Here is a 25,447-nt window from a genome sequence, read left to right as displayed (position 1 = left end):
GCCGGGTTCAGCCCAGCGTGTACTCCAGTACGTAGGAGTGGCCGCCGTCCTCGGACTGGATGATCTCCAGGTCACCGGTGATCCCCGCGAGGTCACCGGAGCCCGTCCCCTGGACGACACGGATCGCGAGCTTCTCGCCCTGGCTGCCGGGCGCGCTGTGCTGGAGGACGAAGGAGCCCTTGCGGCCGTCGAGTTCGCCCGTGAATCGCTCCACGGCGACATAGGCGACGGGGCTGCCCTCGACGTCGGCCACCGACAGCATGTGCACGGTGCTGGTGCCGGCGAGGCCGCCCTGGAAGGCCTTGGTGATCCGGACGCGGCCGAACGCGGCGCCCGGGCCTTCGTCGAGCACGTCCGGTTCGAAGGACGTCAGGTCGAACGTTCCGTCGGTCTTCTTGCTCATGCCGCACCCCTCGCATCGTGATCGTCCGTATCGCGCAGCAGCCTCGCACACAGCACTGACAATCCCCCGGACCTCCGAGGCCCTCAGCCCAGCCAGCCGGGGCGGACCAGGCCCGACTCGTAGGCCAGGACGACGAGTTGGGCGCGGTCTCTGGCTCCCAGCTTCACCATCGCGCGGCTCACATGGGTCTTGGCCGTGAGCGGGCTCACGACGAGGCGGCGGGCGATCTCCTCGTTCGACAGGCCGATCCCCACCAGGGCCATCACCTCGCGCTCCCGCTCGGTCAGGGCGCCGAGCGCGGCCGTCGCCGCCGGGGCCTTGGAGCGGGCCGCGAACTCCTCGATGAGCCGGCGCGTGACACCCGGGGAGAGCAGCGCGTCCCCGTGGACGACGGCGCGCACGGCCCGCAGCAGCTCCTCCGGCTCCGTGTCCTTGACCAGGAAGCCGGAGGCGCCGGCGCGGATCGCCTCGAAGACGTACTCGTCGAGCTCGAAGGTGGTCAGCATGACGACCCGGACCTCGCCGAGCTCCGGGTCGTCGGTGATGCGCCGGGTCGCCTCCAGACCGTCGAGCCGGGGCATCCGGATGTCCATCAGGACGACGTCGGGGCGCAGGGTGCGGACGCGGTCCACCGCCTCGTCGCCGTCGGCGGCCTCGCCGGCCACCTCGATGTCGGGCTGGGCGTCGAGCAGCGCGCGGAACCCCGCCCGTACCAGCGACTGGTCGTCGGCGAGCAGGACACGGATCACGGGGTGCTTCCCTCCGGGCGGAGCGGGAGTACGGCGTGGACGCGGAAGCCGCCGTCCGGGCGGGCGCCCGCCTCGATGGTGCCACCGAGAGCGGCGGCCCGCTCCCGCATTCCGGCGAGTCCGTTGCCGCTGCCGCCCGCTTCCGTGCCGGTGGCGGGTCCGTCGTCGTCGACGGTCAGCTCCAGACGTCCGGGGCCGTTGTCGATCCGTACGCGGGCGGTACGGGAACCGGAGTGGCGCACCACGTTCGTGAGCGCCTCCTGCACGATCCGAAAGGCGGCGAGGTCGGCGCCGGGCGGCAGGGCGGCAGGGGCGCCGCCGGTCGAGACGGTGACGGTGAGGCCCGCGGCGGCGGCCTGCTCGACGAGTTCGGTGAGGCGGTCGAGGCCGGGGGCCGGGGCGCGGGGGGCGTCACCGGGGATACGGAGGGTGTCGAGGACCTGTCTCACCTCGCCGAGCGCCTCCTTGCTGGCCGCCTTGATGGTGGTCAGCGCCGTGCGGGCCTGCTCCGGGTCGGAGTCCAGGAGGGCGAGGCCGACGCCCGCCTGCACGTTGATCACGGAGATCGAGTGGGCGAGCACGTCGTGGAGTTCGCGGGCGATGCGGAGCCGTTCCTCGTCGGCGCGGCGCCGCTCGGCGGCGGCCCGTTCGACCCGCTGCTGCGCCCACTGCTCGCGCCGGACCCGGACGACCTCGGAGGCGGCGAGCACGGCCACGGCGAACGCCGCGGCCGGCAGCTCCTGGCCCCAGGGCGCGGGCCCGTCGCCGGGCGGGGGCAGCCATCGGTAGAGCCAGTGCGAGAGCAGCAGGTGGACTGCCCAGACCAGGCCGATGCCCCACCAGGCGGCGGTGCGGTGACCGTGGACGACGGCCGCGAAACAGGCGACGGCGATCATGACGAAGACCGGGCCGTACGGGTAGCCCGCCGCGAGGTAGCCCAGGGTGACGGCCGCGACGGCGAACACCACGGGCACGGGCCTGCGGTGACGGAACAGCAGCGGAACCGCCCCGAGCAGGAGCAGGGTCCTGCCGAGGGCGTCGAGTGCCTCCCGGTCGGGCTGGTTCCGTGCGGAGAACCCGGTTCCCACCATGACGAGGACGGCGATCAGCACCGTCGACCGCCAGGGCAGGCCTCCGCCGCCACTCCGCTGCTTCCACTCCCCGAGCCCACGGCCGGGCCTGGGCCAAGGCTCGGGGCCATGCCCGGACCAGGGCCCGTGGCGCCGCCCTCGCCGGGGCTCGCGGCGCTGCTCACGCCGGCGCCCGCCCGGCCGCTCCTCGTCCCTACCGGCTTCCATACCGGTCACGCTAGCCGCGACCGCCCCGCGCGCACGTCAGCCCGGCGGGGTGGTCGCGCGTACTCCCGCGGGAGTAGCGGTCGGCCTCGGGTGGTCGGGTGAGCCGCGTGGGAGCAGCGGTCGGCCTCGGGCGGTCGGAGCAGCCGCCCGGGAGCAGCGGTCGGCCTCGGGTGGTCGAGGCTGCCGCGCAGTCGGCGCTGGGAGGCGTCAGCCGCGCGGGAGCAGGCCCACGTCCTGGCCCAGGCGTCGGGCGGCCGTCGCGAAGAAGGTGTCGCGGTCCTCGACGACGCGCTGGAACTGGCCGAAGAGCTCGAAGGAGACGAGCCCGAAGAGCTGCGCCCAGGCGGCGACGAGCGCGACGGCGAGGGCCGGGGGGAGGTCCGGGACGATGTCGGCGCGGATGCGTTCGGCCTCGGGGCGCAGGGCGTCGGCGAGCGGCGGGAGGGCGACGCCCTTGCCCGTGTGGGCCCGGCGGACGATGTCGATGAGGACCAGGCCGACGCGGGAGGCGGGGACGATCGTGTCCTGCGGGGCGCTGTAGCCGGGGACCGGGGAGCCGTAGATGAGGGCGTACTCGTGGGGGTGGGCGACGGCCCAGGCGCGGACGGCCCGGCAGACGGCGGTCCAGCGGTCGAGGGGGCGCTGCGTCTCGGTCTCGGCGGCGGCCTGTTCGGCGGTGGCGCCGACGGCGTCGTAGGCGTCGACGATGAGGGCGGTGAGCAGGTCGTCGCGGCTGGGGAAGTACCGGTAGAGCGCGGAGGACACCATGCCCAGTTCGCGGGCGACGGCCCGCAGGGACAGTTTGGCGGCGCCTTCGGCGGCGAGCTGGGTGCGGGCCTCGTCCTTGATGGCGGCGGTGATCTCGATACGGGCGCGGGCGCGGGCTCCTCGAACGGTCGTCATGGAGAGCAGTGTGCCATTTTCAGAGCACCGGAACGAAACGAGAGCACTGCTCTTGCTTGTGAGCGCCGAACCGTGCACACTGATCTCAAGCGAGAGCAGTGCTCACACTTTGAAGCCGTAGGAGGCCCTCATGTCCGCTCAGCCCGCTCAGCCCGCCGGCTCCTCCCCCGCCACCCACGTCATGAAGCCCGGCTGGTTCACGGTGAACGTCTTCAACCGCGCCGTCGCCTGGATGACCCGCCGCGGCATCAGCGTCTGGGGCTCCCGCGTCCTCGCCGTCCGCGGCCGCAAGAGCGGCGAATGGCGCCGCACCCCCGTCAACCTCCTGACGGTGGACGGCGCCCAGTACCTCGTCGCCCCCCGCGGCCACGTCCAGTGGACCCACAACATGCGGGCCGCCGGCGGCGGGCAGCTGCACCTCGGCAAGCACGTGCAGGAGTTCACCGCCGTCGAGGTCGGCGACGACGACAAGCCCGCACTGCTCCGCGCCTACCTCAAGCGCTGGAAGGCCGAGGTCGGCGTCTTCTTCGACGGCGTCGGCCCCGACTCCTCCGAGCAGGAGCTGCGGGCGATCGCGCCGAAGCACCCCGTCTTCCGCATCACGACGACGGGCCCCGCCACCCCGGCGGCGTGAAGCGGCCGGGGCGGCGGAGCCCGTATCGGGAGATCGGACCGTCAGACCTCTTCCGGGGCCTCCGCACCCTCCGGCTCGGACGCCCGCTCGCGCGGGCTGACGCCCCGCCCCGCCGGGCCGACACCGGACGTGGTGTCCATGCGCTTGTCGAGGAGCTCCAGGGCCCGCCGGGCCCAGCCGTTCGAGCGGACCATGCCACCGAGCGAGGCCGAGCCGCGGGTGATGTCGGCGAAGGCGTTCCAGGCCGGCCGCACTCCCGTTATGGCCGCGTGCAGCAGCCCCGGCCGCCGCTCGAAGATCGCGAGCATCCGGCGCCCGACCGCCATCTCGACGCCGAGCCCCGCCTTGATGGCGAAGGCGTAGTTCAGGGCCTGGCGCCGCGCGTCGACCGCGTCGTTCGACTCGGCGACCCGCACCGCCCACTCGCCCGCGAGACGGCCGGAGCGCAGCGCGTACGAGATTCCCTCGCGCGTCCACGGCTCCAGGAGACCGGCCGCGTCACCGCAGACCAGGACCCGGCCGCGGGAGAGCGGCGAGTCGTCCGTGCGGCAGCGCGTCAGATGACCGGAGGAGATCGTCGGCTCGAAGCCGGCGAGGCCGAGCCGGGCGACGAAGTCCTCCATGTACCGCTTGGTGGCGGCGCCCTCGCCGCGCGCCGAGATGACGCCCACGGTCAGCGTGTCCCCCTTGGGGAACACCCAGCCGTAACTGCCGGGCATCGGGCCCCAGTCGATCAGGACCCGCCCCTTCCAGTCCTCCGCCACGGACGGCGGTACGGGGATCTCCGCCTCCAGGCCCAGGTCGACCTGGCCGAGCTTCACCCCCACATGAGCGCCTATCCGGCTGGCACTGCCGTCGGCACCGACGACCGCGCGCGCCAGGATCGTCTCCCCGTCCGCGAGGACGACGGCGACGGTCCGCCGGTCCGGCACGGCCGGGCCGTGCTGCTCCACCCGGCTCACCGTGGCACCGGTCCGCAGTTCGGCGCCGGCCTTCTGCGCGTGCTCGACCAGCTGCGCGTCGAACTCCGGACGGTTGATGAGCCCGAAGAGCATCCGGCGCGAGCGACGCGTACGGGCGAAGCGGCCGTCCAGGGAGAAGGTGACCGCGTGCACCCGGTCCTGGAGGGGCAGTTCGAAGCCCGGCGGGAGCGAGTCGCGCGAGGGGCCGATGATGCCGCCGCCGCAGGTCTTGTACCGGGGCAGCTCCGACTTCTCCAGGAGCAGCACCCGGCGGCCGGCGACCGCAGCCGCGTAGGCCGCGGACGCGCCGGCCGGTCCGGCACCGACGACCACGACGTCCCAGACCTCGGCCGACTCGTCGGCCGCCCGGGCCGATACCTCGTCCGACGCCTCGTCATCCGGGAGGTGCGCCGGCACCGCGTCCGTACCCTCCGCGGCGCTCCCGGCGGCCTCAGGAGCCGCGCCTCCGGGCTCGGTGTGCTCCGGACCGGCGTTCTCTGCGTGCTCGCTGCTCACGTGTGCTTCTGCTCCTGATCCGACCGGTGGTCTGCTCCTGACGCATCCTACGGCGCGGTAGCCAGCACCCCGCCCGTAGGATCGACGGTGCGTTCGCCGTACCACGACATACGGCGAACGTCGTCCTCACGTCGTAACGTCGCACCCACCAGGAGCGTGCCCATGACCTCGAATCCGATCGCCGAGACCGTCCGGTCACTGATGCCCCGGGCCAAGGCCGAGCTCACGGAGCTGGTGGCCTTCGAGTCGGTGGCGGACGAGGCCGTGGCGCCCCGCAGCGAGTGCGAGGCCGCCGCCAACTGGGTCGCGGACGCCCTGCGCGCCGAGGACTTCCAGGACGTGGCGCTGCTCGACACCCCCGACGGCTCGCAGGCCGTGTACGGCATCCTGCCCGGCCCGGCCGGCGCGCCGACCGTCCTCCTGTACGCCCACTACGACGTGCAGCCGAAGCTGGACGAGTCCGTGTGGCTCTCCCCGCCGTTCGAGCTGACCGAGCGGAACGGCCGCTGGTACGGGCGCGGCACCGCCGACTGCAAGGGCGGCTTCATCATGCACCTGCTCGCGCTGCGCGCCCTCAAGGCGAACGGCGGCGTGCCGGTGACGGTCAAGGTCATCGTCGAGGGCTCCGAGGAGCAGGGCACCGGCGGTCTGGAGCGGTACGCGGAGCAGCACCCCGAGCTCCTCACCTCCGACGCCATCGTGATCGGCGACGCGGGCAACTTCCGTGTCGGCCTGCCGACCGTGACCGCGACCCTGCGCGGCATGACGATGATCCGGGTCACGATCGACACCCTGGAGGGCAATCTGCACTCCGGTCAGTTCGGCGGCGCCGCGCCCGACGCGCTGGCCGCGCTGATCCGCGTCCTGGACTCGCTGCGGGGCCCCGACGGCTCCACCGTCATCGACGGCCTCGCGGGCGACCAGGTCTGGGAGGGCCTCCAGTACCCGGAGGAGGACTTCCGCCAGGACGCCAAGGTGCTCGAGGGCGTGTCCCTGCCGGGCGCCGGCACGGTCGCCGACCGGATCTGGGCGCGCCCGGCGGTCACGGTCATCGGCATCGACGCCCACCCGGTGGCCGGCGCGACCCCGTCGGTCCCGAAGTCGGCGCGTGCGCAGATCAGCCTGCGGGTGCCGCCGGGCGAGGACTCGGCCGAGGTGACGAAGCTGCTCTTCGCGCACATCGAGAAGCACACCCCGTGGGACGCCCGGGTCTCCCTGGAGCAGGTCGGCCAGGGCCAGCCGTTCCAGGCGGACACCTCCAGCCCGGCGTACGCGTCGATGGCGGAGGCGATGCGGATCGCGTACCCCGGTGAGGAGATGCAGACGGCCGGCATGGGCGGCTCGATCCCGCTGTGCAACACCCTGGCCTCGCTCTACCCGGAGTCGGAGATCCTCCTCATCGGTCTGAGCGAGCCCGAGGCGCAGATCCACGCGCCGAACGAGTCCGTCTCGCCGGAGGAGCTGGAGCGGCTCTCGGTCGCCGAGGCGCACTTCCTCGTCAACTACGCCCGCTCGAAGCAGGCCTGACGACGGGTCGGTTCAGCGCTCGGCGAAGCTCGCCGAGAGCGTAGAAACATACGGCGGACCTGCGCGGATGCGTAGGTTCGCCGTATGGCATCCATCGAACTCACCCGGATCACCCCGCGACTGCACCTCCTCGACTTCTCCATCGGCCAGGCCTACCTGTGGCAGGACGAGGAGGAACTGACCCTGATCGACGCCGGCTGGGCCGGCACGGCGGACGGCATCGACGCGGCGATACGGTCGGCGGGCCTGGACCCGGACCGGCTGCGCCGGATCGTGCTGACCCACTGTCACCGGGACCATGTGGGCTCGGCCCAGGAGCTGGCGGACCGGCACGGGGCCGAGATCCTCGCGCACCGGCTCGACGCGCCGGTGATCCGGGGCGAGGTCCCGGTCCCGGAGCCCGACCTCCTGGACTGGGAACGCCCGATCTTCGCGCACGGTCTGACCTCGCCGGAGGCGCCGCCGACCCGGGTCGACCGGGAGGTCGAGGACGGCGAGGAGCTCGGCTTCGGTGACGGGGCCGTGGTGGTGCACGCCCCGGGCCACACCCCCGGCTCGATCGCCGTCCATCTGCCGCGCCACGGCGTGCTGTTCAGCGGGGACACGGTGGCCTCGGTGCCGGACGTGATGTTCGGCGTCTTCCACGTCGACCGCGCGCTCGCCCTGGAGTCGATGCGGACCCTGGCGAAACTCACCCCTTCGGTGCTGTGCTGCGGGCACGGGGCGCCGGTGACCACGGACACGGCGGAGCGGCTGACGGCGGCGGCAGCGGAGGCTCAGGCGTAAGGGCCGGGCCGGCCTTGGCGGTCGGCCCCGGCGTAAGGCGGGTCCGGCGGGCGGGGTCGGCCCGGGCCCGTGGCGGGCCCGCCAGGACACCACCCTCAGCCCACCGGGACGCCCGCCTCCAGGTTGAGGACCGTGCCGCGTTCGCGGGCGCGGAGCGCCCAGCGCAGGCGGCGGTACCGGACGGGGGGCAGCAGCTCCGCGGCCTCCTCCTCGGTGACGAAACGCCAGCCGCGGAGTTCGGCGCCGGGCAGGTGGAGGCGCTCGGCGTCGGCGGTACGCAGCGTGCCGCCGTCGAAGAGGAGGCGCAGCCCGCCGTAGCCGGGGGGCTGCGGGCGCTCCCAGTCGACGAGCAACAGGCGCGGGACGGCGTCGAGTTCGAGGCCTATCTCCTCGGCCACCTCGCGCATGCCGGCCCGGGCCGGGGGTTCGCCGGGCTCGACGACGCCGCCGGGGAACTCCCAGCCGGGCTTGTAGGTCGGGTCGACGAGCAGGAACCGGTCCTGCTCGTCGAAGAGCAGGACACCGGCGGCGAGGGTCTCGCCCGTCGGCTCGGGCGTCTGGACGATGCCGCAGGGCGCGACCTGCCCGGCCCGGACCGCGTCGGCGACGGCCCGGGCGGCCTCGGCCGCGGTGAGTGCCGAGGTGTCGAGCGTGTACGCGTCGGCGGCGAGCCAGTCGAGGGCGGCGCGGTACGGCGGCAGGTGCTGGTGGCACCACTCCCGTACGCGTGCGTCAACCTCGGGGTCGCCGCACTCCGAACGACCGTCGATCCGCTCCCGCAGGATCGTTTCCTCCGGGGCGAGCAGCACATGGCGCACCTCGATGCGGCGGGCGGCGAGCCCGCCGAAGATCTCGTCCCGGTACTCCTGGCGGAGCAGGGTCATCGGGACGACGAGGACGCCGCCGACCTCGGCGAGCAGGGCGGCGGCGGTGTCGACGACCAGACGGCGCCAGATCGGCAGGTCCTGGTAGTCCTCGACCTCGGCGAGCCGCTTGGCCGGGAGGAGCCGGCGCAGCCCCCCGCCGGTGAGCTCGGGGTCGTACAGGGTGCTGTTCGGGATCAGATCGACCAGCTCGCGCGCGGTGCTGGACTTCCCCGCGCCGAACGTACCGTTGATCCAGACGATCACGTCTTCCCCCTCTTCGATAGCCCCCAGTGGCTTGCCCGCAACACCCTGCCACGGAAACCACGAACACATGTCTCAGCATGTGCGTGACACTTCCGGGCGACCGTCGTTGAGAACGGCAAGCACGAGGGGGTGCGGAGATGAGTCGTACGGTTCTCGAACGTTTTCCGGCCGGCGGCCCGCGGGGCAGCTGGCCGGCGGAGGAGTTCGCCGGCGCACGGCGCGAGGAGGGGGTGCCGGCCCGCGTCGTGATGGACCTGGAGTCCGACGCGTTCCTGGTGATCGTCGAACAGCGGACGCCGGAGTTGGATCCCGGATCCAGGATGCCGGAGTTGGATCCCGGATCCAGGATCCCGGATCCCGGATCCGCATATTGAATCCAGGTCAGGACGCTGAGCAGCCCCAGGCGCCCCTCCCCGCCGCCGCGGCGCCGAGCAGCCCCGCGTCCGTGCCCGTGACGGCGGGGACGACGGTCAGGTCCCGGACGAAGGAGAGCGTGGCGTAGGCGGCGAGGCCGCGCCGGAGTGGGGCGAAGAGGAGCTCGCCGGCGCCCGCCACCCCGCCGCCGACGACCGCGATGTCGATCTCGACGAGGGCGGCGGTGGCGGCGATGCCCGCCGCGAGCGCCTGCGCCGCGCGTGCGAACGCGGCGACGGCGATCGGATCCCCGGCGCGCGCGGCGGCGGCCACGGCGGTGGCGGAGACGTCGCCGTCGGGCCCGGGCCGCCAGCCGTTCTCCAGGGCGCGGCGGGCGAGGTGCGGGCCGGCGGCGATGCGCTCGACGCAGCCGCGTCCGCCGCACGCGCAGGGCTCACCGTCCAGGTCCACGGGGATGTGGCCGATGTGACCGGCGTTGCCGGTGGGTCCGGGGTGGATCCGGCCGTCGAGGACGAGTCCGCCGCCGACGCCCGTGGAGACCACGAGGCACAGGGCGTTGTCGTGGCCCCGGGCCGCTCCGAGCCAGTGTTCGGCGGCCGTCATGGCGACGCCGTCGCCGACGAGGGTGACCGGCCGGCCGGCCGTCGCCCGGCGGACCCGTTCGACGAGCGGGTAGTCGCGCCAGCCGGGCACGTTCACCGGGCTGACGGTCCCTCGGGAGGCGTCGACCGGTCCCGCGCTGCCGATGCCGACGGCCCGGGCGGACTCCCAGAGCGGGGAGGCCGCCAGGTCGGCGAGGACCGCCTCGACCGCCGCCATCACCGTCTCGCCGTCCTCACGCGCGGGCGTGGACCGCCGCGAACGGACGAGGATGCGGCCCTCGCCGTCGACCAGGGCGCCGGCGATCTTGGTGCCCCCGATGTCGAGGGCGGCGACGAGGCCCGTGGCGGGGTCGGTGGGCATGGGTGCGCAGTCTCCAGTCGGCGGCCGGGGGCGGGAGGTCGTTCCGTACAGTCTCCACGGTCTTTCCCGCATTGACAACGTTGTCCAGGCCCTATGCTCGAACCGAGATCGACTCGACACCCCGTACTCGACACCCCGTACTCGACACCGCAGACACGACACCCCTGCACGACATCCCAGACACGACACCTCGGAGGAACCGCGCACCGTGGCCGACATCGCCCGCCGCACCGAGCCCCGCTACGGCAATCGGCCCACGATGAAGGACGTCGCCGCCCGGGCGGGCGTCGGCCTCAAGACGGTGTCCCGGGTCGTCAACGGCGAACCGGGCGTCACGCCGGACACCGAGCGCCGGGTGCGGGAGGCCATCGAGGCCCTCGGCTTCCGCCGCAACGACAGCGCGCGGGTCCTGCGCAAGGGCAGGACGGCGACCGTCGGACTGGTCCTGGAGGACCTCGCCGACCCCTTCTACGGGCCGCTGAGCCGCGCGGTCGAGGAGGTCGCACGGGCGCACGGGGCCCTGCTGTTCAACGGCTCCAGCGCCGAGGACCCCGACCGGGAGCAGGAGTTGGCGCTCGCGCTCTGCGCGCGCCGGGTCGACGGTCTCATCGTCATCCCCGCAGGCGACGACCACCGGTATCTGGAGCCCGAGATGCGGGCCGGTGTCGCCACGGTCTTCGTCGACCGGCCCGCCGGGCGGATCGACGCCGACGCCGTCCTCTCCGACAGCTTCGGCGGGGCACGCGCGGGCGTGGCCCATCTGATCGCGCACGGCCACCGCAGGATCGGCTTCATCGGCGACCGTCCCCGCATCCACACGGCGGCCGAGCGGCTGCGCGGCTACCGCGCGGCGATGGAGGACGCGGGCCTCCCGGTCCGGGACGCCTGGATCTCCCTCGGGTCCACCGACCCGGAGCGGGTGAGCACGGCGGTACGGGAGATGCTGGCGGCGCCGGAACCCGTGACGGCCCTGTTCTCGGGGAACAACCGGGTCACCGTGACCGTGGTCCGGGCCCTCGCCCGGCACGGGCGGCCGGTCGCCCTGGTCGGCTTCGACGACATCGAACTGGCCGATCTGCTCGGCGTCACCGTCGTCGCCCAGGACGCCGCCGCCCTGGGCCGGACGGCGGCCGAGCGTCTCTTCCGTCGCCTCGACGGGGCCGACGAGGCCCCGGAGCGGCTGGTGCTCGGCACGACGCTGCTCGCCCGTGGATCGGGCGAGATCGCGCCGCCGGCCGTCTGAGGCCCGTCGCTCAGCAGATACGCAGACCCGCCACGGGGCCGCCGCCCGCACCGCCCGACAGGTGGAGCACGCTGAGGTAGACGTTGGTGTTTCCGCTGTCGTCGTCGGTGCGGGCGAACCAGCGGCTGGTGCTTCCGCCGTACGTCTCGGTCCGGTCGAGGTCGACCTGGCAGTAGAAGGAGTGCGGGCCGGCGCCGACCGTGCCCATCTCGCCTCCGTCGTACCGGGTCGTGGTGGCGCTCCGGACGACCTGGCAGGTCGCGGAGGAGCCGGAGGCGGTGCAGCCGGAGGCGGGCGGCGGGGCCTCGGTGGTGGGAGCGGTGGTCGCACCGCCCCCGGAGGAGCCGCCGACCGTGCTCGTACCGCCGGCCGTGGTCGTGCCACCGGCCGTGGTGGTGCCCTCGCCGGGCTCGCCCGGGGCCGTCGTGCCTCCCCCGCCGCCCGCCCCCGACGCGGTGTCCGAACCGGCGCCGCCCGCCGCCGAGCCCGCCGCCGAACCGTCCGTGCCGGGACCGGCGGTCCCCGGTGCTCCGCCGGCCGCCGCGCCCGACGCCCGGCCGGAGGGGGTGGTACCGGCGGAGGGAGTGGCGGTGCCGCCCGGCTGTCCCGAGGGCGCGGCGCTGCTCCCCGGGTCCAGGACGCGGCCGGGGTCACCCCCGGCGGCGCCCTGGTCGCCGTCCTGCTGGGTGTCGCCGGCGGCCCGCGTGCCGTCCCCGTGGTCCATGAGGGCGTACGTGATGCCGCCCCCGGCCAGGAGGACGGCGGCCACGGTCGCGGCGATCAGCACGTTCCCCCGGCGCGGCTTCGTCCCGGCGCGGCGGGCGGCTCGCGTCGCCGCGCGGCCGCCCGTGCCCGTGTCGGGCTGTGCGGGCGGCACGGGGAGGGCCGGGCCGAAGGCACCGGCGGGCGGCGGGGTCTGCGCCGGACCCGCGGCAGTCCCGGTGTACGGGTTCGGCTCGACGGGAGTGGCGTACGGGTTCGGCGGCGCCACGGGACTCGCGTACGGCTGCGGTGCGGGCGTCTCCTGGGCGGCCACGGCACCTTCCGGTTCCGGCGCCGTCTCCCCCAACTCGGCGAGCAGTCGCGCCGCCTCGCGTGCGGTCGGGCGGGCGGCGGGGTCCTTGTCCAGGAGGCGGAGCAGGACCGGGGCGAGGGGTCCGGCCCGGCGGGCTTCCGGGAGGGGTTCGGTGACGATGGCGGCGAGGGTCGACCAGGTCGAGGTACGGCGGAAGGGCGAGGAGCCCTCGACCGCCGCGTACAGGGTCGCGCCCACCGCCCACACGTCCGACGCGGGCCCGGGGTCCTGTCCCTGGGCGCGCTCGGGGGCGAGGAAGTCGAGGGAGCCGACGATCTCGCCGCTGCGGGTGAGGTGGGTGGCGGAGCCGTCGCCGGGGTCCTCCATCGTGGCGATGCCGAAGTCGGTCAGGACGATCCGGCCCGAACGGTCGAGCAGGATGTTGCCGGGCTTCACGTCCCGGTGGAGGACGCCCACGTCGTGCGCGGCGGCCAGCGCCTCCAGGACGTGGGCGCCGATGCGGGCGGCCTCGGCAGGGGCGACGGTGCCGCGCTCGCCGAGGACGTCGTCGAGGGAGGGCCCGTCGACGAGCTCCATGACGATGACCGGCCGGCCCTCGTGTTCGGTGACGTCGTGGACGGCCACCACTCCGGGGTGGCGGACCCGGGCGGCGGCGCGTGCCTCGCGGGTCATACGCAGGCGCAGGTCGGCCAGTTCGGGCGCGGCCGCGTCCGAGTACGTACGGAGTTCCTTGACGGCCACCTCGCGGCCGAGTACCTCGTCGACGGCCCGCCAGACGACGCCCATGCCTCCGCGTCCGAGCTGTCGCACGACTCTGTAGCGGCCCGCGAGCCGCTCGTTCTCCCCCGATGACACCGCTGCCCCGTCCCCCTGTCGATCATGCGAACTCGACAAGAGTACGGGGCAGTTGGCGGGAAAGTGACCGTTTAGCGATCAGTGGTGGCGGTGAGGTCGCCTCGGCGCGGGGCGGCGAAGCGGTCGAGGTCGGCGCGGGTCAAGCCGGTGAGGGCGTCGACCTCGGCGGTGTCGAGGGCGCCGCACTGGAGGCCGCGCAGCAGGTAGGAGGAGAGGGCCTTGGCGGTGGCGGGCTCGTCCATGACGTCGCCGCCGGCGTGGTTGGCGTAGGCGGAGAGGCGCTTGGCGGCGGTCTCGAAGCCCTCGCGGTAGAAGGCGAAGACGGCCGCGTAGCGGGTGGGGATGTGGCCGGGGTGCATGTCCCAGCCCTGGTAGTAGGCGCGGGAGAGGGCGCGGCGGGTGAGGCCGTAGTGGAGGCGCCAGGCCTCGTGGACGTGCTCGGTGGAGCCGACCGGGAGGACGTTGGTGGAGCCGTCGGAGACACGGACGCCGGTGCCGGCGGCGGCGACCTGCATGATCGCCTTGGCGTGGTCGGCGGCCGGGTGGTCGCTGGCCTGGTAGGCGGCGGAGACGCCGAGGCAGGCGCTGTAGTCGAAGGTGCCGTAGTGCAGCCCGGTGGCGCGGCCCTCGGCGGCGCCGATCATGCGGGCGACGGCGGCGGTGCCGTCGCTGGCGAGGATGGACTGGCTGGTCTCGATCTGGATCTCGAAGCCGAGGCGGCCGGCGTCGAGGCCGTGGGCCTTCTCGAAGGCCTCCAGGAGGCGGACGAAGGCGGAGACCTGCTCGGGGTAGGTGACCTTCGGGAGGGTGAGGACGAGGCCGTCGGGGAGGCCGCCGTTCTCCAGGAGGCCGGTGAGGAAGACGTCGGTGGTGCGGATGCCGCGGTCGCGTACGGCGGACTCCATGCACTTCATCCGGATGCCCATGTACGGGGCGGCGGTGCCGTTCGCGTACGCCTCCGAGATCAGGCGGGCGGCGCGGGCGGCGTCCTGGTCCTCGTCCTGGCCGGCGTAGCCGTCCTCGAAGTCGACGCGGAGGTCCTCGATGGGCTCGCGCTCCAGCTTGGCCCGTACGCGGCCGTAGACGTCCTCGGCGAGGTCGTCGGAGAGGCCGAGGACGGCGGCGAAGGAGGCGGCGTCGGGGGCGTGCTCGTCCAGCGCGGCGAGTGCCTGGTCGCCCCAGGAGCGGATGGTGCCGGCGTCGAAGACGTTGCCGGGGACGTAGACGGTGTGGACGGGCTGGCGGGTGCCGGGGTCTCCCGGGTAGCGCCGGTCGAGCTCGGCGTCCACCGCTGCGAGGGAGGCGCTGATGCCCTCGCTGACCGCGCCTGCGAGGCTCGTCGACACCTTCTCCTGCTGACCCATCCTGCATCCTCCTGTTTTCCGCTTCACGGAATCAACAATCCGTATAGCGAAGTTAGTAGGCCGTCGGGACCTGAGTCAATGGTTGTCCGAAACGGCCGGGGGCCGCACGGCGACAGATCGCCGTGCGGCCCCCGGGACCGACAGAACCGCAGGTCATCAGCCCTTGCGGGACTTGACCTCTTCGGTGAGCTGCGGGACGACGTCGAAGAGGTCGCCCACGACGCCGTAGTCGACGAGGTCGAAGATCGGAGCCTCGGCGTCCTTGTTGATGGCGACGATGGTCTTCGAGGTCTGCATGCCCGCGCGGTGCTGGATCGCGCCGGAGATGCCGGAGGCGATGTACAGCTGCGGCGAGACCGACTTGCCGGTCTGGCCGACCTGGTTGGAGTGCGGGTACCAGCCGGCGTCGACGGCGGCGCGGGAGGCGCCGACGGCGGCACCGAGCGAGTCGGCGAGCGCCTCGATGATCGCGAAGTTCTCGGCGCCGTTGACGCCGCGGCCACCGGAGACCACGATCGCGGCCTCGGTCAGCTCCGGGCGGCCGGTCGACTCGCGCGGGGTGCGGGAGGTGACCTTGGTGCCGTGGGCCTTCTCCGAGAAGGAGACGGCGAGCGCCTCGACGGCGCCGGCGGCCGGGGCGGCCTCGACGGGAGCCGAGTTCGGCTTGACCGTGATGACCGGGGTGCCCTTGGAGACACGGGACTTGGTGGTGAAGGAGGCGGCGAACGCGGACTGCGTCGCGACCGGGCCCTCGTCACCGGCCTCCAGGTCCACGGCGTCGGTGATGATGCCGGAGCCGATGCGGACCGCGAGGCGGGCGGCGATCTCCTTGCCCTCGGCGGAGGACGGGACGAGCACGGCGGCCGGGGACACGGCCTCGTAGGCGGCCTGGAGGGCCTCGACCTTCGGGACGACGAGGTAGTCGGCGAACTCGGGGGCGTCGGCGGTGAGGACCTTCACCGCACCGTGCTCGGCGAGCGCGGCGGCGGTGTCGGCGGCGCCGTTGCCGAGGGCGACGGCGACCGGGTCGCCGAGGCGGCGGGCGAGGGTCAGCAGCTCCAGGGTGGGCTTGCGGACGGCTCCGTCGACGTGGTCGACGTAGACGAGAATCTCAGCCATGGGACTTCAATCTCCTGCGAACGAAAAGGGGGCGGTCTGAGCGGCTCGCGGGAGCCTTAGATGAACTTCTGGCTCGCGAGGAACTCGGCGAGCTGCTTGCCGCCCTCGCCCTCGTCCTTGACGATCGTGCCCGCGGTGCGCGCCGGACGCTCGGCGGCGGAGTCGACCGCGGTCCAGGCACCCTCCAGGCCGACCTCCTCGGCCTCGATGTCGAGGTCGGAGAGGTCCAGGGACTCCACCGGCTTCTTCTTGGCGGCCATGATGCCCTTGAAGGACGGGTAGCGGGCCTCGCCCGACTGGTCCGTCACGGAGACGACGGCCGGAAGCGAGGCCTCCAGCTGCTCGGAGGCGGTGTCGCCGTCGCGGCGGCCGGTGACGACGCCGTCCTCGATCTTGACCTCGGAGAGCAGGGTGACCTGCGGGACGCCCAGGCGCTCGGCGAGGATCGCGGGGAGGACACCCATGGTGCCGTCGGTGGAGGCCATACCGGCGATGACGACGTCGTAGCCGACCTTCTCGATCGCCTTGGCGAGCACCAGCGAGGTGCCCATGACGTCGGTGCCGTGCAGGTCGTCGTCCTCGACGTGGACGGCCTTGTCGGCGCCCATGGAGAGCGCCTTGCGCAGGGCGTCCTTGGCGTCCTCGGGGCCGACCGTGAGCACGGTGACCTCGGCGTCGTCGGCCTCTTCGGCGATCTGCAGGGCCTGCTCGACGGCGTACTCGTCGAGCTCCGACAGCAGGCCGTCGACGTCGTCGCGGTCGACGGTCAGGTCATCGGCGAAGTGCCGGTCGCCGGTGGCGTCGGGCACGTACTTCACACAGACAACGATCCTCAAGCTCACGCCGGCTCTCCTACTGCATCGGTCATAACTGGGCTGCCTTGTTGCTCGCAGCATAGGCGCCTGAAGGGCGGGTTTCCGGTCGGGGCGCCAGACGCCCCGAGCCGAATATTACTCGCCAGTACACCCAGTTCGTTACCGCTGAGCAAGCGCTCAGGCATGTGACCTTGCCAACGCGCGGAGAGCGGCGCGCAGGGGAACCCTCAGTCGCGCAGCGCGTTGAAGCGGCCGTGGTGGTAGAGGAGCGGCCGGCCCGCCCCGTCCGGGTCCCCGGCGACCGCCTGCGCGATGACGATCCGGTGGTCCCCGGCGGGCACCCGGGCCACCACGCGGCAGACGAGCCAGGCGAGGACGCCGTCGAGCACGGGGACACCCTCGGGGCCGATGCTCCAGCGGGTGCCCTCGCCGAAGCGGTCGGCGCCGCTGCGCGCGAAGGTGGCCGCGAGCTCCTGCTGGTGCTCGCCGAGTATGTGCACGCCGATGAACTCGGCCTCGGAGACCACGGGCCAGCTGGAGGAGCCCGTGCCGACACCGAAGGAGATCAGCGGGGGCTCGGCGGCGACGGAGTTGAGGGAGGTCGCGGTGAAACCGACGGGGCGTTCGCCGTGCGCGGTGATGACCGCGACTCCGGCCGCGTGCCGGCGGAAGACGGAGCGAAGCAGATCGGGAGAGGCCTGCCGGGGTGCGCCGATCGTGGGAACGGTACTGAGCTGGAGGTCCGGCGTAACCGTCATGGAGTTGTCCTTCTGCGAGGGCGACATGAGAGGGGTCCTGGGGTGGTCAGACACCCGGACAGCGCGCGCTCGCGTTGCGGGCCAGATCCACGTGGGCCCGGCCGTAGAGAAGGAGTTCTATAGGCACTCCGTCAGGGTGACGATCGGTGGACGGTGCAGTCAAGTGCGTACCGGGATGTGGGAGAAGTGTCACGGCGTCAGACCGCGCGGCCCAGCGCGGCGATGACGTCCGCCCTGCGGGGCTGTCCGGCGGCCCTGCGGACGACCCGCCCGGCGGCGTCGAGGACGAGGACGGTGGGGGTACGGGCGATGCCGAGTTCACGCACGAGGTCGAGGCGCTCCTCGGCGTCGATCTCCACGTGCCCCACGCCCGGCACCATCGCGGCGACCTCGGCAAGGGTGCGGCGGGTGGCCCGGCAGGGCTGGCAGAAGGCCGTCGAGAACTGGACGAGGGTCGCCCGCTCCCCCAGTGCGGCGCCCAGCGCCTCCGGCCCCAGGACCTCGGTCATCCCGCTCCCCTTCGCTCTCCCGTTCCTCCGGTGCAGCGTCCCACGGGGCCGATCGATTCCCGCCACGACCACCGCGAGTGACGAGAATCTCCCCGTACGAAGCCGTCTGGACTGGTCACGGGGCCGCACATGGGGCACGATCTGCCCAAAGCCGAAAACCTACGGCCGCGTAACTTCGCCGGGAGAACACGCTCCGGGCACATGAAGAAGAGGTTCCTCTCCGATGGCAGAACTCGTCTATCGACCGGTCATCGGCGCCGCTCTGACCATGTTCAAGGCGCTCGACCTGAAGATCGACACGCAGGGTTCGGAGCACATCCCGAAGACCGGCGGCGCGGTGCTCGTGAGCAACCACATCAGCTACCTGGACTTCATCTTCACCGGTCTCGCCGCCCTCCCCCAGAAGCGCCTGGTGCGCTTCATGGCGAAGGACTCGGTCTTCAAGCACAAGATCTCGGGGCCGCTCATGCGCGGCATGAAGCACATCCCGGTGGACCGCACCCAGGGCGAGCACGCCTACAAGCACGCCCTGGAGTCGCTGCGGGCCGGCGAGATCATCGGTGTCTTCCCCGAGGCGACCATCTCGCAGTCCTTCACCCTGAAGAGCTTCAAGACGGGTGCGGCGCGCCTGGCGCAGGAGGCGGGCGTCCCGCTGATCCCGATGGCGCTGTGGGGCACCCAGCGGGTGTGGACGAAGGGCCGGCCGCGGAACTTCAAGCGGAGCCACATCCCGGTGACGATCCGCGTCGGGGAGCCGGTGGAGGCCCCCGCCGACCAGTACGCGGGCGCGATCACCCGGCGGCTGCGCGAGCGCGTCCAGGAGCTGCTCGAGGCCGCGCAGCGTGCCTACCCGGTGCGGCCGAAGGACGCGAGCGACACCTGGTGGATTCCCGCGCACCTCGGCGGTACGGCTCCCACGCCGGCCCAGGTCAAGGACGCCGGCTGACGGAACCGTTCCTGCACGGCCGCCCGGGTCAGAGCACCGTCGGGAGCGTCCGTCCGAGGGACGGGCGGTCCCGGGCGGCCTTCAGGACGCCCAGGACGGCCGGGTGCGGCGCGGCGTACAGCTCGGGGTAGTCCACTTCGCCGAGCTCCGGCCGGACGGCCCAGGCGAGCCGCTCCTCCCCCAGCGAGAACCGGGCGTCGACGCCCGGCTTGTTCCCCCGCGCGTCCTGCCGGGCCCAGGCGCGCTCGCCGGGCAGCAGGACGGCGACCAGGCCGTGGATCACCGGGTCCGAGCCGTCGTCCTCGGTGAGCCGCTGGTAGCAGAGGGCGGCGGGGATACCGCGGGCCCGCAGGAGCGCGGCGTACGCGTGGGACTTGGCGTAGCAGATGCCGGTGCGCCGCTCCAGGACGTCGGAGGCGCGCCAGGTGACCCGGAGATCGCCGGAGTCCATGGAGTGCGGGATGGTGTCGCGGACGTACCCGAAGGCAGCCTCGGCGTATGAGTATGCCTCGGGATGATCGTCGGCGAGGCGGTCGGACACTTCCCTGACGAGCGGGTGCTCATGGTCGACGGCCTCACTCGCAGCGAGGTACGCGTCGACGTCGGGGTCCTGCTGGATGAGTTCCATGCGGGACGACCCTATGAAAACGGCCGGACGGAGTCAATGACATTCCGTCCGGCCGTATATCTATGCAGCCCTTGTCAGCGGGCCATCTCTTCCTTCAGCGCCTGGAGGAAGGCGTCCACGTCGTCCTCCGTGGTGTCGAAGGCGCACATCCAGCGGACATCGCCGGCGGCCTCGTCCCAGAAGTAGAAGCGGAACCGTTCCTGCAGGCGTCGGCTCACCCCGTGCGGGAGGCGGGCGAAGACCGCGTTGGCCTGCACCGGGTAGAGGATCTCCACCCCGTCGACCTCACGCACGCCCGCGGCGAGACGCTGCGCCATCGCGTTGGCGTGGCGGGCGTTGCGCAGCCACAGGTCCTTCGCGAGAAGGGCCTCCAGCTGCACCGACACGAAGCGCATCTTCGAGGCGAGCTGCATGGACAGCTTGCGCAGGTGCTTCATGTGGCTGACCGCGTCGGGGTTGAGGACGACGACGGCCTCTCCGAAGAGCATGCCGTTCTTCGTCCCGCCGTACGAGATCACGTCCACGCCGACCGCGTTGGTGAAGGCGCGCATCGGCACGTCGAGCGAGGCGGCCGCGTTGGCTATGCGGGCCCCGTCGAGGTGCACCTTCATGCCCTTGGAGTGGGCGTGCTCGACGATCGCGCGGATCTCCTCCACCGTGTAGACGGTGCCGAGCTCCGTGTTCTGGGTGATCGAGACGACCTGGGGCATGGCCCGGTGCTCGTCCTCCCAGCCCCAGGCCTGCCGGTCGATCAGCTCGGGGGTGAGCTTGCCGTCCGGGGTCGGGACGGTGAGCAGCTTGAGGCCGCCCATCCGCTCCGGCGCGCCGCCCTCGTCCACGTTGATGTGGGCGGTCTCGGCGCAGATGACGGCGCCCCAGCGGTCGGTGAGCGCCTGGAGCGCGGTCACGTTCGCCCCGGTCCCGTTGAAGACCGGGAACGCTTCGGCGGTGGGGCCGAAGTGGCTGTGCATGATCCGCTGGAGGTGATCGGTGTACTGGTCCTCGCCGTAGGCGACCTGGTGGCCTTCGTTGGCGAGGGCGAGGGCCGCGAGGACCTCGGGGTGGGCGCCGGCGTAGTTGTCGCTGGCGAAACCCCGGACCGACGGGTCGTGGTGACGACGTGCGTCGGTCCTGGGGCCGAGTGCCGCGGTCACGGCTTGGGGGTCAGCCACAGACGCTGTCCATTCACTTCCTGGGCGGGCTTGTCCCAGAGTCCGGCGATCTCGTTCGCCAGGTCCTTGACGTCGGTGAAGCCCGCGAACTTCGCGTTGGGGCGTTCGGCGCGCATGGCGTCGTGCACCAATGCCTTGATCACCAGGATGGCAGCAGCAGCCTGCGGGCCTTCGTCGCCCCCCAGCTTGCGGAAGGAGTCCGCCATGGCGAGGGTCCACGCCTCGGCGGCCGCCTTGCCGGCGTTGTACGCGGCGTTGTTGGCGACCGGCTTGTGCGCGCCGGACTGGCTGACCAGGGCGTACCGGCCGCGTCCGCCGGCCCGCAGCAGCCCGTCGTGGAAGGCGAGCGAGGTGTGCTGGACCGTGCGGATGAGGAGCTTCTCCAGGAAGTCCCAGTCCTTGAGGTCGGTCTCCGTGAAGGAGGCGCTGCCGCGCCAGCCGCCGACGAGGTGGACCAGGCCGTCGATCCGGCCGAACTCCTTCTCGGTCTTCGCGGCCCAGTCACGCGTGGCGTCCAGGTCGAGGAGGTCGACCGTGTCGCCGATGACCTTGGCTCCGCCGTGGGCGTAGCGGGCGGCGTCGACGGCCTCCGCGAGGCGCGCCGGGTCGGCGTCGGAGGCGACGACCGTCGCACCCGCCTCGGCCAGGCGCAGCAGCGTGGCACGGCCCGCAGGGCCTGCCGCGCCGGCGACGGCGATGACGGCGCCGTCGAGCGGTCCGCCGTTTCCGTTGGAGATCATGGGCGACGCCTCCTCGGTGTGCTCGGTGAGGTCGCTCACGCGGCGGCCCGCTCGGTGCTCGGGACGTCGGCGGCGGTGATGCCCTTGGTGTCGGCGATCACGCCCTTCAGCTTCTTGGCGAGGGCCTCAAAGAACATGCTGAGCGGAAACTCGTCCGGAAGCACGTCGTCGACGAGCTTGCGCGGCGGGAGGGAGAGGTCGAGGGCGTCGGGACCCTTGGCCCACTTCGATCCCGGGTGGGGGGCGAGGTAGGTGGTGACGAACTCGTACGCCTTGAACCAGTGGACCAGCTTCGGGCGGTCGATGCCCTCGCGGTAGAGGGTCTCGATGTCGGAGCAGAGGCGGTTGGTGACCTCGGGGGCCCGGTCCCAGTCGATGGTGAGGATGTTGTCCGTCCAGCGCACCACGTCGTTCTTGTGGAGGTACGCGAAGAGGAGCTGGCCGCCCAGACCGTCGTAGTTGCGGTTGCGGTCGCCGGTGAGCGGAAAGCGGAACATCCGGTCGAAGAGGACCGCGTACTGCACGTCACGGCCGTGCGCGTTGCCCTCGGCCTCCAGCTTCACGGCCTCCTTGAAGGCGGTGAGGTCGCAGCGGAGCTCCTCCAGGCCGTACATCCAGAAGGGCTGGCGCTGCTTGATCATGAAGGGGTCGAAGGGCAGGTCGCCGCGGCTGTGGGCGCGGTCGTGGACCAGGTCCCAGAGCGCGAAGGCCTGCTCGCAGCGCTTCTGGTCGCCCAGCATGACGGCGATGTCCTCGGGCAGCTTCACGCCGAGGGTGTCGACGGCGGCCTCGGTGACCTTGCGGAAGCGCGCGGCCTCGCGGTCGCAGAAGATGCCGCCCCAGGTGAAGCGCTCCGGGACCTCGCGGACGGCGACGGTCTCCGGGAAGAGGACGGCCGAGTTGGTGTCGTACCCGGCGGTGAAGTCCTCGAAGGTGATGCCGCAGAAGCCCGGGTTGTCGTAGCGGGTGCGCTCCAGCTCGGAGAGCCACTCCGGCCAGACCATGCGGAGCACGACGGCCTCGAAGTTGCGGTCGAGGTTGCCGTTCTGCGTGTACATCGGGAAGAGCACGAGGTGCTGGAGCCCGTCGGCACGGCCGGCGGCCGGGTGGAACTCCATGAGGGAGTCCAGGAAGTCCGGCACGGTGAAGCCGCTCTCGACCCACTTGCGCAGGTCCGCGACGAGGGCGCGGTGGTAGGCGCCGTCGTGCGGGACGAGCGGGGAGAGCTGCTCGACCGCTGCGGCCAGGCGGTCCACGGCCAGCTCGACGAGCGCGCGGGCGGGGGCGCCCTCGGCCTCGAAGTCGATGGAGCCGTCGGCGCTCTGCCAGGGACGGATCTCCTCCACGGCATTCTTGAGCTCGGCCCAGGCCGGGTGGTCGATCACGCGGGCGTCGGTGGATATCGCCCCACCGGTCACGTCCTGCACAAGAATTTCCGTCATGCCTCTTCCTCCACAGGAGAACCTTGCGTCAAAACAACGTAACCATTGACGCGTGGTTCCCACAAGAGGAGCCAAGAGAAATTATCCTGTGCGACCCCCCTGACGGCAGAAGTTTTTCCTGTCCGTCAGGGTCGAAGCCACTCTTCCGCCGTACAGGTCAGCTCAGCGGCTTGATCAGCAGCTCGAACTCCAGGTCGTCGCGCTGGGGCAGGCCGAAGCGATCGTCGCCGTACGGGAAGGGGGTCGTCCGGCCCGTACGGCGGTAGCCGCGCCGCTCGTACCAGGCGATCAGCTCCTCGCGCACGGAGATCACCGTCATGTGCATCTCGCGCGCGTCCCACAGCTCGCGCACTCGGCGCTCGGCCTCCGCGATGATCTGCTTGCCCAGACCCGCGCCCTGCAGCTCGGGACGGACCGCGAACATGCCGAAGTAGGCGGCCTCGCCGCGGTGCTCCAGCTGGCAGCAGGCGACGAGCTCGCCGTCGCGCTCCACGACCAGGAGCCGGCTGCCGGGGGTGGTGATGACCGCGGCCACGCCCTCGGGGTCGGTGCGCTGCCCCTGGAGGATGTCCGCCTCCGTGGTCCAGCCGCCCCGGCTCGCGTCGCCCCGGTAGGCCGACTCGACGAGCGGGACGAGCGCGGGGACGTCGTCGAGGACCGCTTCGCGGTAGCTGATCCGGCCGGTGTCCTGGGACGTGGCGGTGTCCATGTTTCGGGGCTCCCCTCGGGCGCTGACGATCGGCGTGCGCGATCGTCCCGAGCCTAACGCGCGCGCCTTCCGCTCCCCTCGTACGCCTGTGCGCGCCCGTGCGCCCGCGTGCGGCGTCCCCGGGGCGGGCATCCCTCCCTGGAGGGGACGGCATCGAGGGGGAGGTGTGCCGTGCACGGACCGGCCCTGTCCGGGTGGCTGATGGTCGCGCTGTGCGCGGCGACGGGCGGGTACTGCCTGGTGCGGATGCGGGCCTGCGCCGGTGAGGAGCGGAAGGCCGCGCGCGGCGAGGCGGTGATGGGCTTCGGGATGGCGGCCATGGCGCTGCCCGCCGCGGTCCTGACCCCGCCGGAGTGGGTCCTGGCGGTGTACGCGGCGGTGTTCGGCGCGGCGGCGCTGCACGGTCTCCACTCGGTGCGGCGCGGCGGCCACCATCTGCACCATCTGGTGGGCTCGCTCGCCATGGTCTACATGACGGTGGCGATGGCGGCGCCCGGCGCGGCGGGGGCGCACGCGGGGCACACGGCGGGGGCGACGGGAGGCATACCCGTGCTGACGGGCGGGCTCCTCCTCTATTACGTGGCGTACGTGCTCCGCTCCGGGGCGCGGCTCGTCCCCCTGGCGGCGGCGGCCGGCGGCCCAGGTCCCGCCTGGGCGACCCGGCCGGAGCTGACGCTGGCCTGCCGGCTCTCGATGGCGCTCGCGATGCTCGGGATGCTGGTGACCCTGTGAGGGGGTGCTGAAGAGATCCGGCCCGGGGCCCGCGCCTTCCGGCCAACCAAACCGTGGCGTATGTCACTTGCCGTGCGCGACCGTACCCCGGCGCGTACCGCGCTCATAGGCTGACGCCATGTGGGTCTCCCTCGCGCTGTTCCTGCTCGGCGTCCTGACCGCCCTCGCGGCCCCCCGGCTGCTGTCCCGGGCGGACTGGGCGGAGCGAGAACCCGTGGTGGCCCTGTGGGTGTGGCAGTGCGTGGTGGCCGCCGTGCTGCTGAGCTTCGCGCTCTCCATGACGTTCAGCGCCTCCGCGGCCTGGCAGGCCGTGCGGGGGCAGGTCTTCGCGGGCGCGCCGCGCGCGGTGGTCGACGCGTACGAACTCGGCACGTCCGGGCCCTGGTCCGCGGTGCTCGCGGTGGCCCTGGCGGCCGGCGGGCTCTGGTCCGGGGCGATGCTGGGCCGGGAGATCGGCCGGGCCCGCGCCAGGCGCCGGCAGCGCCACTGCGATCTGCTCGTGCGCGCGCCCCTGCTGCCCGGGGAGCGGCCGGGCAGCGAGCGGCTCGTCGTCCTGGAGGGCGAGCGGGCGGACGCCTGGTTCATGGCGGGCTCCACTCCGCAGCTGGTCATCACGACGGCGGCGCTGCGGCGGTTGAAGGGGCGTCAGCTGGACGCGCTCCTCGCGCACGAGCAGGGCCACGCCCGGGCCCGGCACGACTGGCTGCTGCACAGCTCGGGGGCGCTGGCCGCCGGGTTCCCGGGGATCCCGGTCTTCGCGGCCTTCCGCGAGGAGATGCACCGCCTGGTGGAACTGGCCGCCGACGACGTGGCCTCGCGCCGCTTCGGGCGGCTGACGATCGCGCTCGCGCTGGTCGAACTGAACGAGGACCGAGGGGTGTTCGGTCCCGGCCCGGGCCCCGCCGCCCATCTGCCGCAGCGGGTGAACCGGCTGCTCACCGCGGCGCCCCGCCTCACCGCCGGACGCCGGCTCCGGCTGACGGCGGCCGCGTCCCTGGTGCCCGTGGTCCCCGTACTCGTGGCCTTCGTCCCGGCGCTGCGTGCGCTGGGATAGCCGCGGGTGACGGCGCGCGCGGCCACCGCGGCCCGGGCGGCGACGCGCGCCGGCCGTCCGGAGGGCGGCGCGGAGCCGG

At 72.9% G+C, this 25,447-nt stretch carries 26 protein-coding genes; 8 read left to right on the top strand and 18 right to left on the bottom strand.

Annotated features, from left to right (window positions below; genetic code table 11):
• Positions 1–7: 7 nt before the first annotated feature.
• The 4 genes from AC07AW_RS27415 to AC07AW_RS27400 form a co-directional block, all read right to left on the bottom strand.
• Complete coding sequence (locus tag AC07AW_RS27415) at positions 8–403, bottom strand: DUF3224 domain-containing protein (protein WP_478818107.1); 396 nt, start codon at positions 401–403, stop codon at positions 8–10.
• A gap of 83 nt (positions 404–486) precedes the next feature.
• The gene (locus AC07AW_RS27410) at positions 487–1,152 is read right to left on the bottom strand and encodes a response regulator transcription factor (protein WP_478818106.1); all 666 of its coding nucleotides are present in this window, start codon (positions 1,150–1,152) and stop codon (positions 487–489) included.
• Entirely contained in the window at positions 1,149–2,450 is a 1,302-nt protein-coding gene (locus tag AC07AW_RS27405; protein WP_478818105.1) for a sensor histidine kinase, read from the bottom strand. Before AC07AW_RS27405 ends, AC07AW_RS27410 begins: the two co-directional genes overlap by 4 nt.
• A 207-nt stretch (positions 2,451–2,657) precedes the next feature.
• Positions 2,658–3,353, bottom strand: coding sequence for a TetR/AcrR family transcriptional regulator (locus AC07AW_RS27400; protein WP_478818104.1), 696 nt, complete (start codon positions 3,351–3,353; stop codon positions 2,658–2,660).
• 130 nt (positions 3,354–3,483) lie between these two features.
• On the opposite strand from AC07AW_RS27400, the gene AC07AW_RS27395 reads away from it, so the two are divergent.
• Complete coding sequence (locus AC07AW_RS27395) at positions 3,484–3,987, top strand: nitroreductase family deazaflavin-dependent oxidoreductase (RefSeq protein WP_478818103.1); 504 nt, start codon at positions 3,484–3,486, stop codon at positions 3,985–3,987.
• 41 nt (positions 3,988–4,028) lie between these two features.
• On the opposite strand, the gene AC07AW_RS27390 is transcribed toward AC07AW_RS27395, so the two are convergent.
• Positions 4,029–5,282 carry a geranylgeranyl reductase family protein gene (locus AC07AW_RS27390; protein ID WP_478818269.1) on the bottom strand — a complete coding sequence of 418 codons (1,254 nt, stop codon included), beginning with the start codon at positions 5,280–5,282 and terminating at the stop codon, positions 4,029–4,031.
• Between the two features lie 345 nt (positions 5,283–5,627).
• On the opposite strand from AC07AW_RS27390, the gene AC07AW_RS27385 reads away from it, so the two are divergent.
• The gene (locus AC07AW_RS27385; protein WP_478818102.1) at positions 5,628–6,992 is read left to right on the top strand and encodes a M20/M25/M40 family metallo-hydrolase; all 1,365 of its coding nucleotides are present in this window, start codon (positions 5,628–5,630) and stop codon (positions 6,990–6,992) included.
• Between the two features lie 84 nt (positions 6,993–7,076).
• Positions 7,077–7,778, top strand: a complete 702-nt coding sequence (locus tag AC07AW_RS27380; protein ID WP_478818101.1) for an MBL fold metallo-hydrolase — start codon at positions 7,077–7,079, stop codon at positions 7,776–7,778.
• Between the two features lie 95 nt (positions 7,779–7,873).
• On the opposite strand, the gene AC07AW_RS27375 is transcribed toward AC07AW_RS27380, so the two are convergent.
• Positions 7,874–8,908 carry an NUDIX hydrolase gene (locus AC07AW_RS27375; RefSeq protein ID WP_478818100.1) on the bottom strand — a complete coding sequence of 345 codons (1,035 nt, stop codon included), beginning with the start codon at positions 8,906–8,908 and terminating at the stop codon, positions 7,874–7,876.
• A 137-nt stretch (positions 8,909–9,045) separates the two neighbouring features.
• On the opposite strand from AC07AW_RS27375, the gene AC07AW_RS27370 reads away from it, so the two are divergent.
• Entirely contained in the window at positions 9,046–9,282 is a 237-nt protein-coding gene (locus AC07AW_RS27370) for a hypothetical protein (protein WP_478818099.1), read from the top strand.
• Between the two features lie 7 nt (positions 9,283–9,289).
• Here AC07AW_RS27370 and AC07AW_RS27365 read toward each other — a convergent pair whose 3' ends face one another.
• Complete coding sequence (locus tag AC07AW_RS27365) at positions 9,290–10,246, bottom strand: ROK family protein (protein WP_478818098.1); 957 nt, start codon at positions 10,244–10,246, stop codon at positions 9,290–9,292.
• 208 nt (positions 10,247–10,454) lie between these two features.
• Here AC07AW_RS27365 and AC07AW_RS27360 point away from each other — a divergent pair, with 208 nt between their 5' ends.
• Entirely contained in the window at positions 10,455–11,489 is a 1,035-nt protein-coding gene (locus tag AC07AW_RS27360) for a LacI family DNA-binding transcriptional regulator (protein WP_478818097.1), read from the top strand.
• Positions 11,490–11,499: 10 nt separating this feature from the next.
• On the opposite strand, the gene AC07AW_RS27355 is transcribed toward AC07AW_RS27360, so the two are convergent.
• From AC07AW_RS27355 to AC07AW_RS27330, 6 genes are all read right to left on the bottom strand, one after another.
• The gene (locus AC07AW_RS27355; RefSeq protein ID WP_478818096.1) at positions 11,500–13,380 is read right to left on the bottom strand and encodes a serine/threonine-protein kinase; all 1,881 of its coding nucleotides are present in this window, start codon (positions 13,378–13,380) and stop codon (positions 11,500–11,502) included.
• 71 nt (positions 13,381–13,451) lie between these two features.
• Positions 13,452–14,744 (bottom strand): DUF6986 family protein, encoded by a 1,293-nt coding sequence (locus tag AC07AW_RS27350; RefSeq protein ID WP_478818095.1) that lies wholly within the window; start codon positions 14,742–14,744, stop codon positions 13,452–13,454.
• Positions 14,745–14,900: 156 nt separating this feature from the next.
• Positions 14,901–15,863 (bottom strand): electron transfer flavoprotein subunit alpha/FixB family protein, encoded by a 963-nt coding sequence (locus AC07AW_RS27345; RefSeq protein WP_478818094.1) that lies wholly within the window; start codon positions 15,861–15,863, stop codon positions 14,901–14,903.
• Positions 15,864–15,919: 56 nt separating this feature from the next.
• On the bottom strand, positions 15,920–16,705 hold the full coding sequence (locus AC07AW_RS27340; RefSeq protein WP_369142806.1) for an electron transfer flavoprotein subunit beta/FixA family protein: 786 nt from the start codon (positions 16,703–16,705) through the stop codon (positions 15,920–15,922).
• 200 nt (positions 16,706–16,905) lie between these two features.
• Positions 16,906–17,436 carry a flavin reductase family protein gene (locus tag AC07AW_RS27335; RefSeq protein ID WP_478818093.1) on the bottom strand — a complete coding sequence of 177 codons (531 nt, stop codon included), beginning with the start codon at positions 17,434–17,436 and terminating at the stop codon, positions 16,906–16,908.
• A gap of 197 nt (positions 17,437–17,633) precedes the next feature.
• The gene (locus tag AC07AW_RS27330) at positions 17,634–17,945 is read right to left on the bottom strand and encodes a TlpA family protein disulfide reductase (RefSeq protein ID WP_030686007.1); all 312 of its coding nucleotides are present in this window, start codon (positions 17,943–17,945) and stop codon (positions 17,634–17,636) included.
• Between the two features lie 223 nt (positions 17,946–18,168).
• On the opposite strand from AC07AW_RS27330, the gene AC07AW_RS27325 reads away from it, so the two are divergent.
• On the top strand, positions 18,169–18,891 hold the full coding sequence (locus AC07AW_RS27325; RefSeq protein ID WP_478818092.1) for a lysophospholipid acyltransferase family protein: 723 nt from the start codon (positions 18,169–18,171) through the stop codon (positions 18,889–18,891).
• 28 nt (positions 18,892–18,919) lie between these two features.
• Here the strand turns inward: AC07AW_RS27325 and AC07AW_RS27320 are convergent, their stop codons facing one another.
• From AC07AW_RS27320 to AC07AW_RS27300, 5 genes are all read right to left on the bottom strand, one after another.
• On the bottom strand, positions 18,920–19,519 hold the full coding sequence (locus tag AC07AW_RS27320; protein WP_478818091.1) for a transglutaminase-like domain-containing protein: 600 nt from the start codon (positions 19,517–19,519) through the stop codon (positions 18,920–18,922).
• A gap of 74 nt (positions 19,520–19,593) precedes the next feature.
• Positions 19,594–20,673 (bottom strand): threonine aldolase family protein, encoded by a 1,080-nt coding sequence (locus AC07AW_RS27315; RefSeq protein WP_478818090.1) that lies wholly within the window; start codon positions 20,671–20,673, stop codon positions 19,594–19,596.
• Entirely contained in the window at positions 20,670–21,431 is a 762-nt protein-coding gene (locus tag AC07AW_RS27310; RefSeq protein WP_478818268.1) for an SDR family NAD(P)-dependent oxidoreductase, read from the bottom strand. The genes AC07AW_RS27315 and AC07AW_RS27310 overlap by 4 nt, the downstream gene beginning before the upstream one ends.
• A 35-nt stretch (positions 21,432–21,466) precedes the next feature.
• On the bottom strand, positions 21,467–22,873 hold the full coding sequence (locus tag AC07AW_RS27305) for a DUF6421 family protein (RefSeq protein ID WP_478818089.1): 1,407 nt from the start codon (positions 22,871–22,873) through the stop codon (positions 21,467–21,469).
• Positions 22,874–23,030: 157 nt separating this feature from the next.
• Positions 23,031–23,582 carry a GNAT family N-acetyltransferase gene (locus tag AC07AW_RS27300; protein ID WP_478818088.1) on the bottom strand — a complete coding sequence of 184 codons (552 nt, stop codon included), beginning with the start codon at positions 23,580–23,582 and terminating at the stop codon, positions 23,031–23,033.
• Positions 23,583–23,753: 171 nt separating this feature from the next.
• Between AC07AW_RS27300 and AC07AW_RS27295 the strand changes: the two genes are divergently transcribed.
• Both AC07AW_RS27295 and AC07AW_RS27290 read left to right on the top strand, forming a co-directional pair.
• A complete protein-coding gene (locus tag AC07AW_RS27295) occupies positions 23,754–24,314 on the top strand; it encodes a DUF5134 domain-containing protein (RefSeq protein ID WP_478818087.1) in 561 nt (186 codons plus the stop codon).
• A gap of 118 nt (positions 24,315–24,432) precedes the next feature.
• Positions 24,433–25,368 carry a M56 family metallopeptidase gene (locus tag AC07AW_RS27290; protein WP_478818086.1) on the top strand — a complete coding sequence of 312 codons (936 nt, stop codon included), beginning with the start codon at positions 24,433–24,435 and terminating at the stop codon, positions 25,366–25,368.
• The last annotated feature ends 79 nt before the right edge of the window (positions 25,369–25,447 follow it).

It is taken from the genome of Streptomyces sp. NPDC044003 (assembly GCF_056435185.1).
This window is presented reverse-complemented; position numbering and strand designations above follow the sequence as displayed.

What these genes read in the sequence shown, in the direction of transcription:
- AC07AW_RS27415 (WP_478818107.1), bottom strand. Translation starts at nt 403, where the DNA reads ATGAGCAAGAAGACCGACGGAACGTTCGACCTGACGTCCTTCGAACCG.
- AC07AW_RS27405 (WP_478818105.1), bottom strand. Translation starts at nt 2,450, where the DNA reads ATGGAAGCCGGTAGGGACGAGGAGCGGCCGGGCGGGCGCCGGCGTGAG.
- AC07AW_RS27400 (WP_478818104.1), bottom strand. Translation starts at nt 3,353, where the DNA reads ATGACGACCGTTCGAGGAGCCCGCGCCCGCGCCCGTATCGAGATCACC.
- AC07AW_RS27395 (WP_478818103.1), top strand. Translation starts at nt 3,484, where the DNA reads ATGTCCGCTCAGCCCGCTCAGCCCGCCGGCTCCTCCCCCGCCACCCAC.
- AC07AW_RS27385 (WP_478818102.1), top strand. Translation starts at nt 5,628, where the DNA reads ATGACCTCGAATCCGATCGCCGAGACCGTCCGGTCACTGATGCCCCGG.
- AC07AW_RS27380 (WP_478818101.1), top strand. Translation starts at nt 7,077, where the DNA reads ATGGCATCCATCGAACTCACCCGGATCACCCCGCGACTGCACCTCCTC.
- AC07AW_RS27370 (WP_478818099.1), top strand. Translation starts at nt 9,046, where the DNA reads ATGAGTCGTACGGTTCTCGAACGTTTTCCGGCCGGCGGCCCGCGGGGC.
- AC07AW_RS27365 (WP_478818098.1), bottom strand. Translation starts at nt 10,246, where the DNA reads ATGCCCACCGACCCCGCCACGGGCCTCGTCGCCGCCCTCGACATCGGG.
- AC07AW_RS27350 (WP_478818095.1), bottom strand. Translation starts at nt 14,744, where the DNA reads ATGGGTCAGCAGGAGAAGGTGTCGACGAGCCTCGCAGGCGCGGTCAGC.
- AC07AW_RS27345 (WP_478818094.1), bottom strand. Translation starts at nt 15,863, where the DNA reads ATGGCTGAGATTCTCGTCTACGTCGACCACGTCGACGGAGCCGTCCGC.
- AC07AW_RS27335 (WP_478818093.1), bottom strand. Translation starts at nt 17,436, where the DNA reads ATGACGGTTACGCCGGACCTCCAGCTCAGTACCGTTCCCACGATCGGC.
- AC07AW_RS27330 (WP_030686007.1), bottom strand. Translation starts at nt 17,945, where the DNA reads ATGACCGAGGTCCTGGGGCCGGAGGCGCTGGGCGCCGCACTGGGGGAG.
- AC07AW_RS27325 (WP_478818092.1), top strand. Translation starts at nt 18,169, where the DNA reads ATGGCAGAACTCGTCTATCGACCGGTCATCGGCGCCGCTCTGACCATG.
- AC07AW_RS27320 (WP_478818091.1), bottom strand. Translation starts at nt 19,519, where the DNA reads ATGGAACTCATCCAGCAGGACCCCGACGTCGACGCGTACCTCGCTGCG.
- AC07AW_RS27310 (WP_478818268.1), bottom strand. Translation starts at nt 21,431, where the DNA reads ATGATCTCCAACGGAAACGGCGGACCGCTCGACGGCGCCGTCATCGCC.
- AC07AW_RS27305 (WP_478818089.1), bottom strand. Translation starts at nt 22,873, where the DNA reads ATGACGGAAATTCTTGTGCAGGACGTGACCGGTGGGGCGATATCCACC.
- AC07AW_RS27300 (WP_478818088.1), bottom strand. Translation starts at nt 23,582, where the DNA reads ATGGACACCGCCACGTCCCAGGACACCGGCCGGATCAGCTACCGCGAA.
- AC07AW_RS27290 (WP_478818086.1), top strand. Translation starts at nt 24,433, where the DNA reads ATGTGGGTCTCCCTCGCGCTGTTCCTGCTCGGCGTCCTGACCGCCCTC.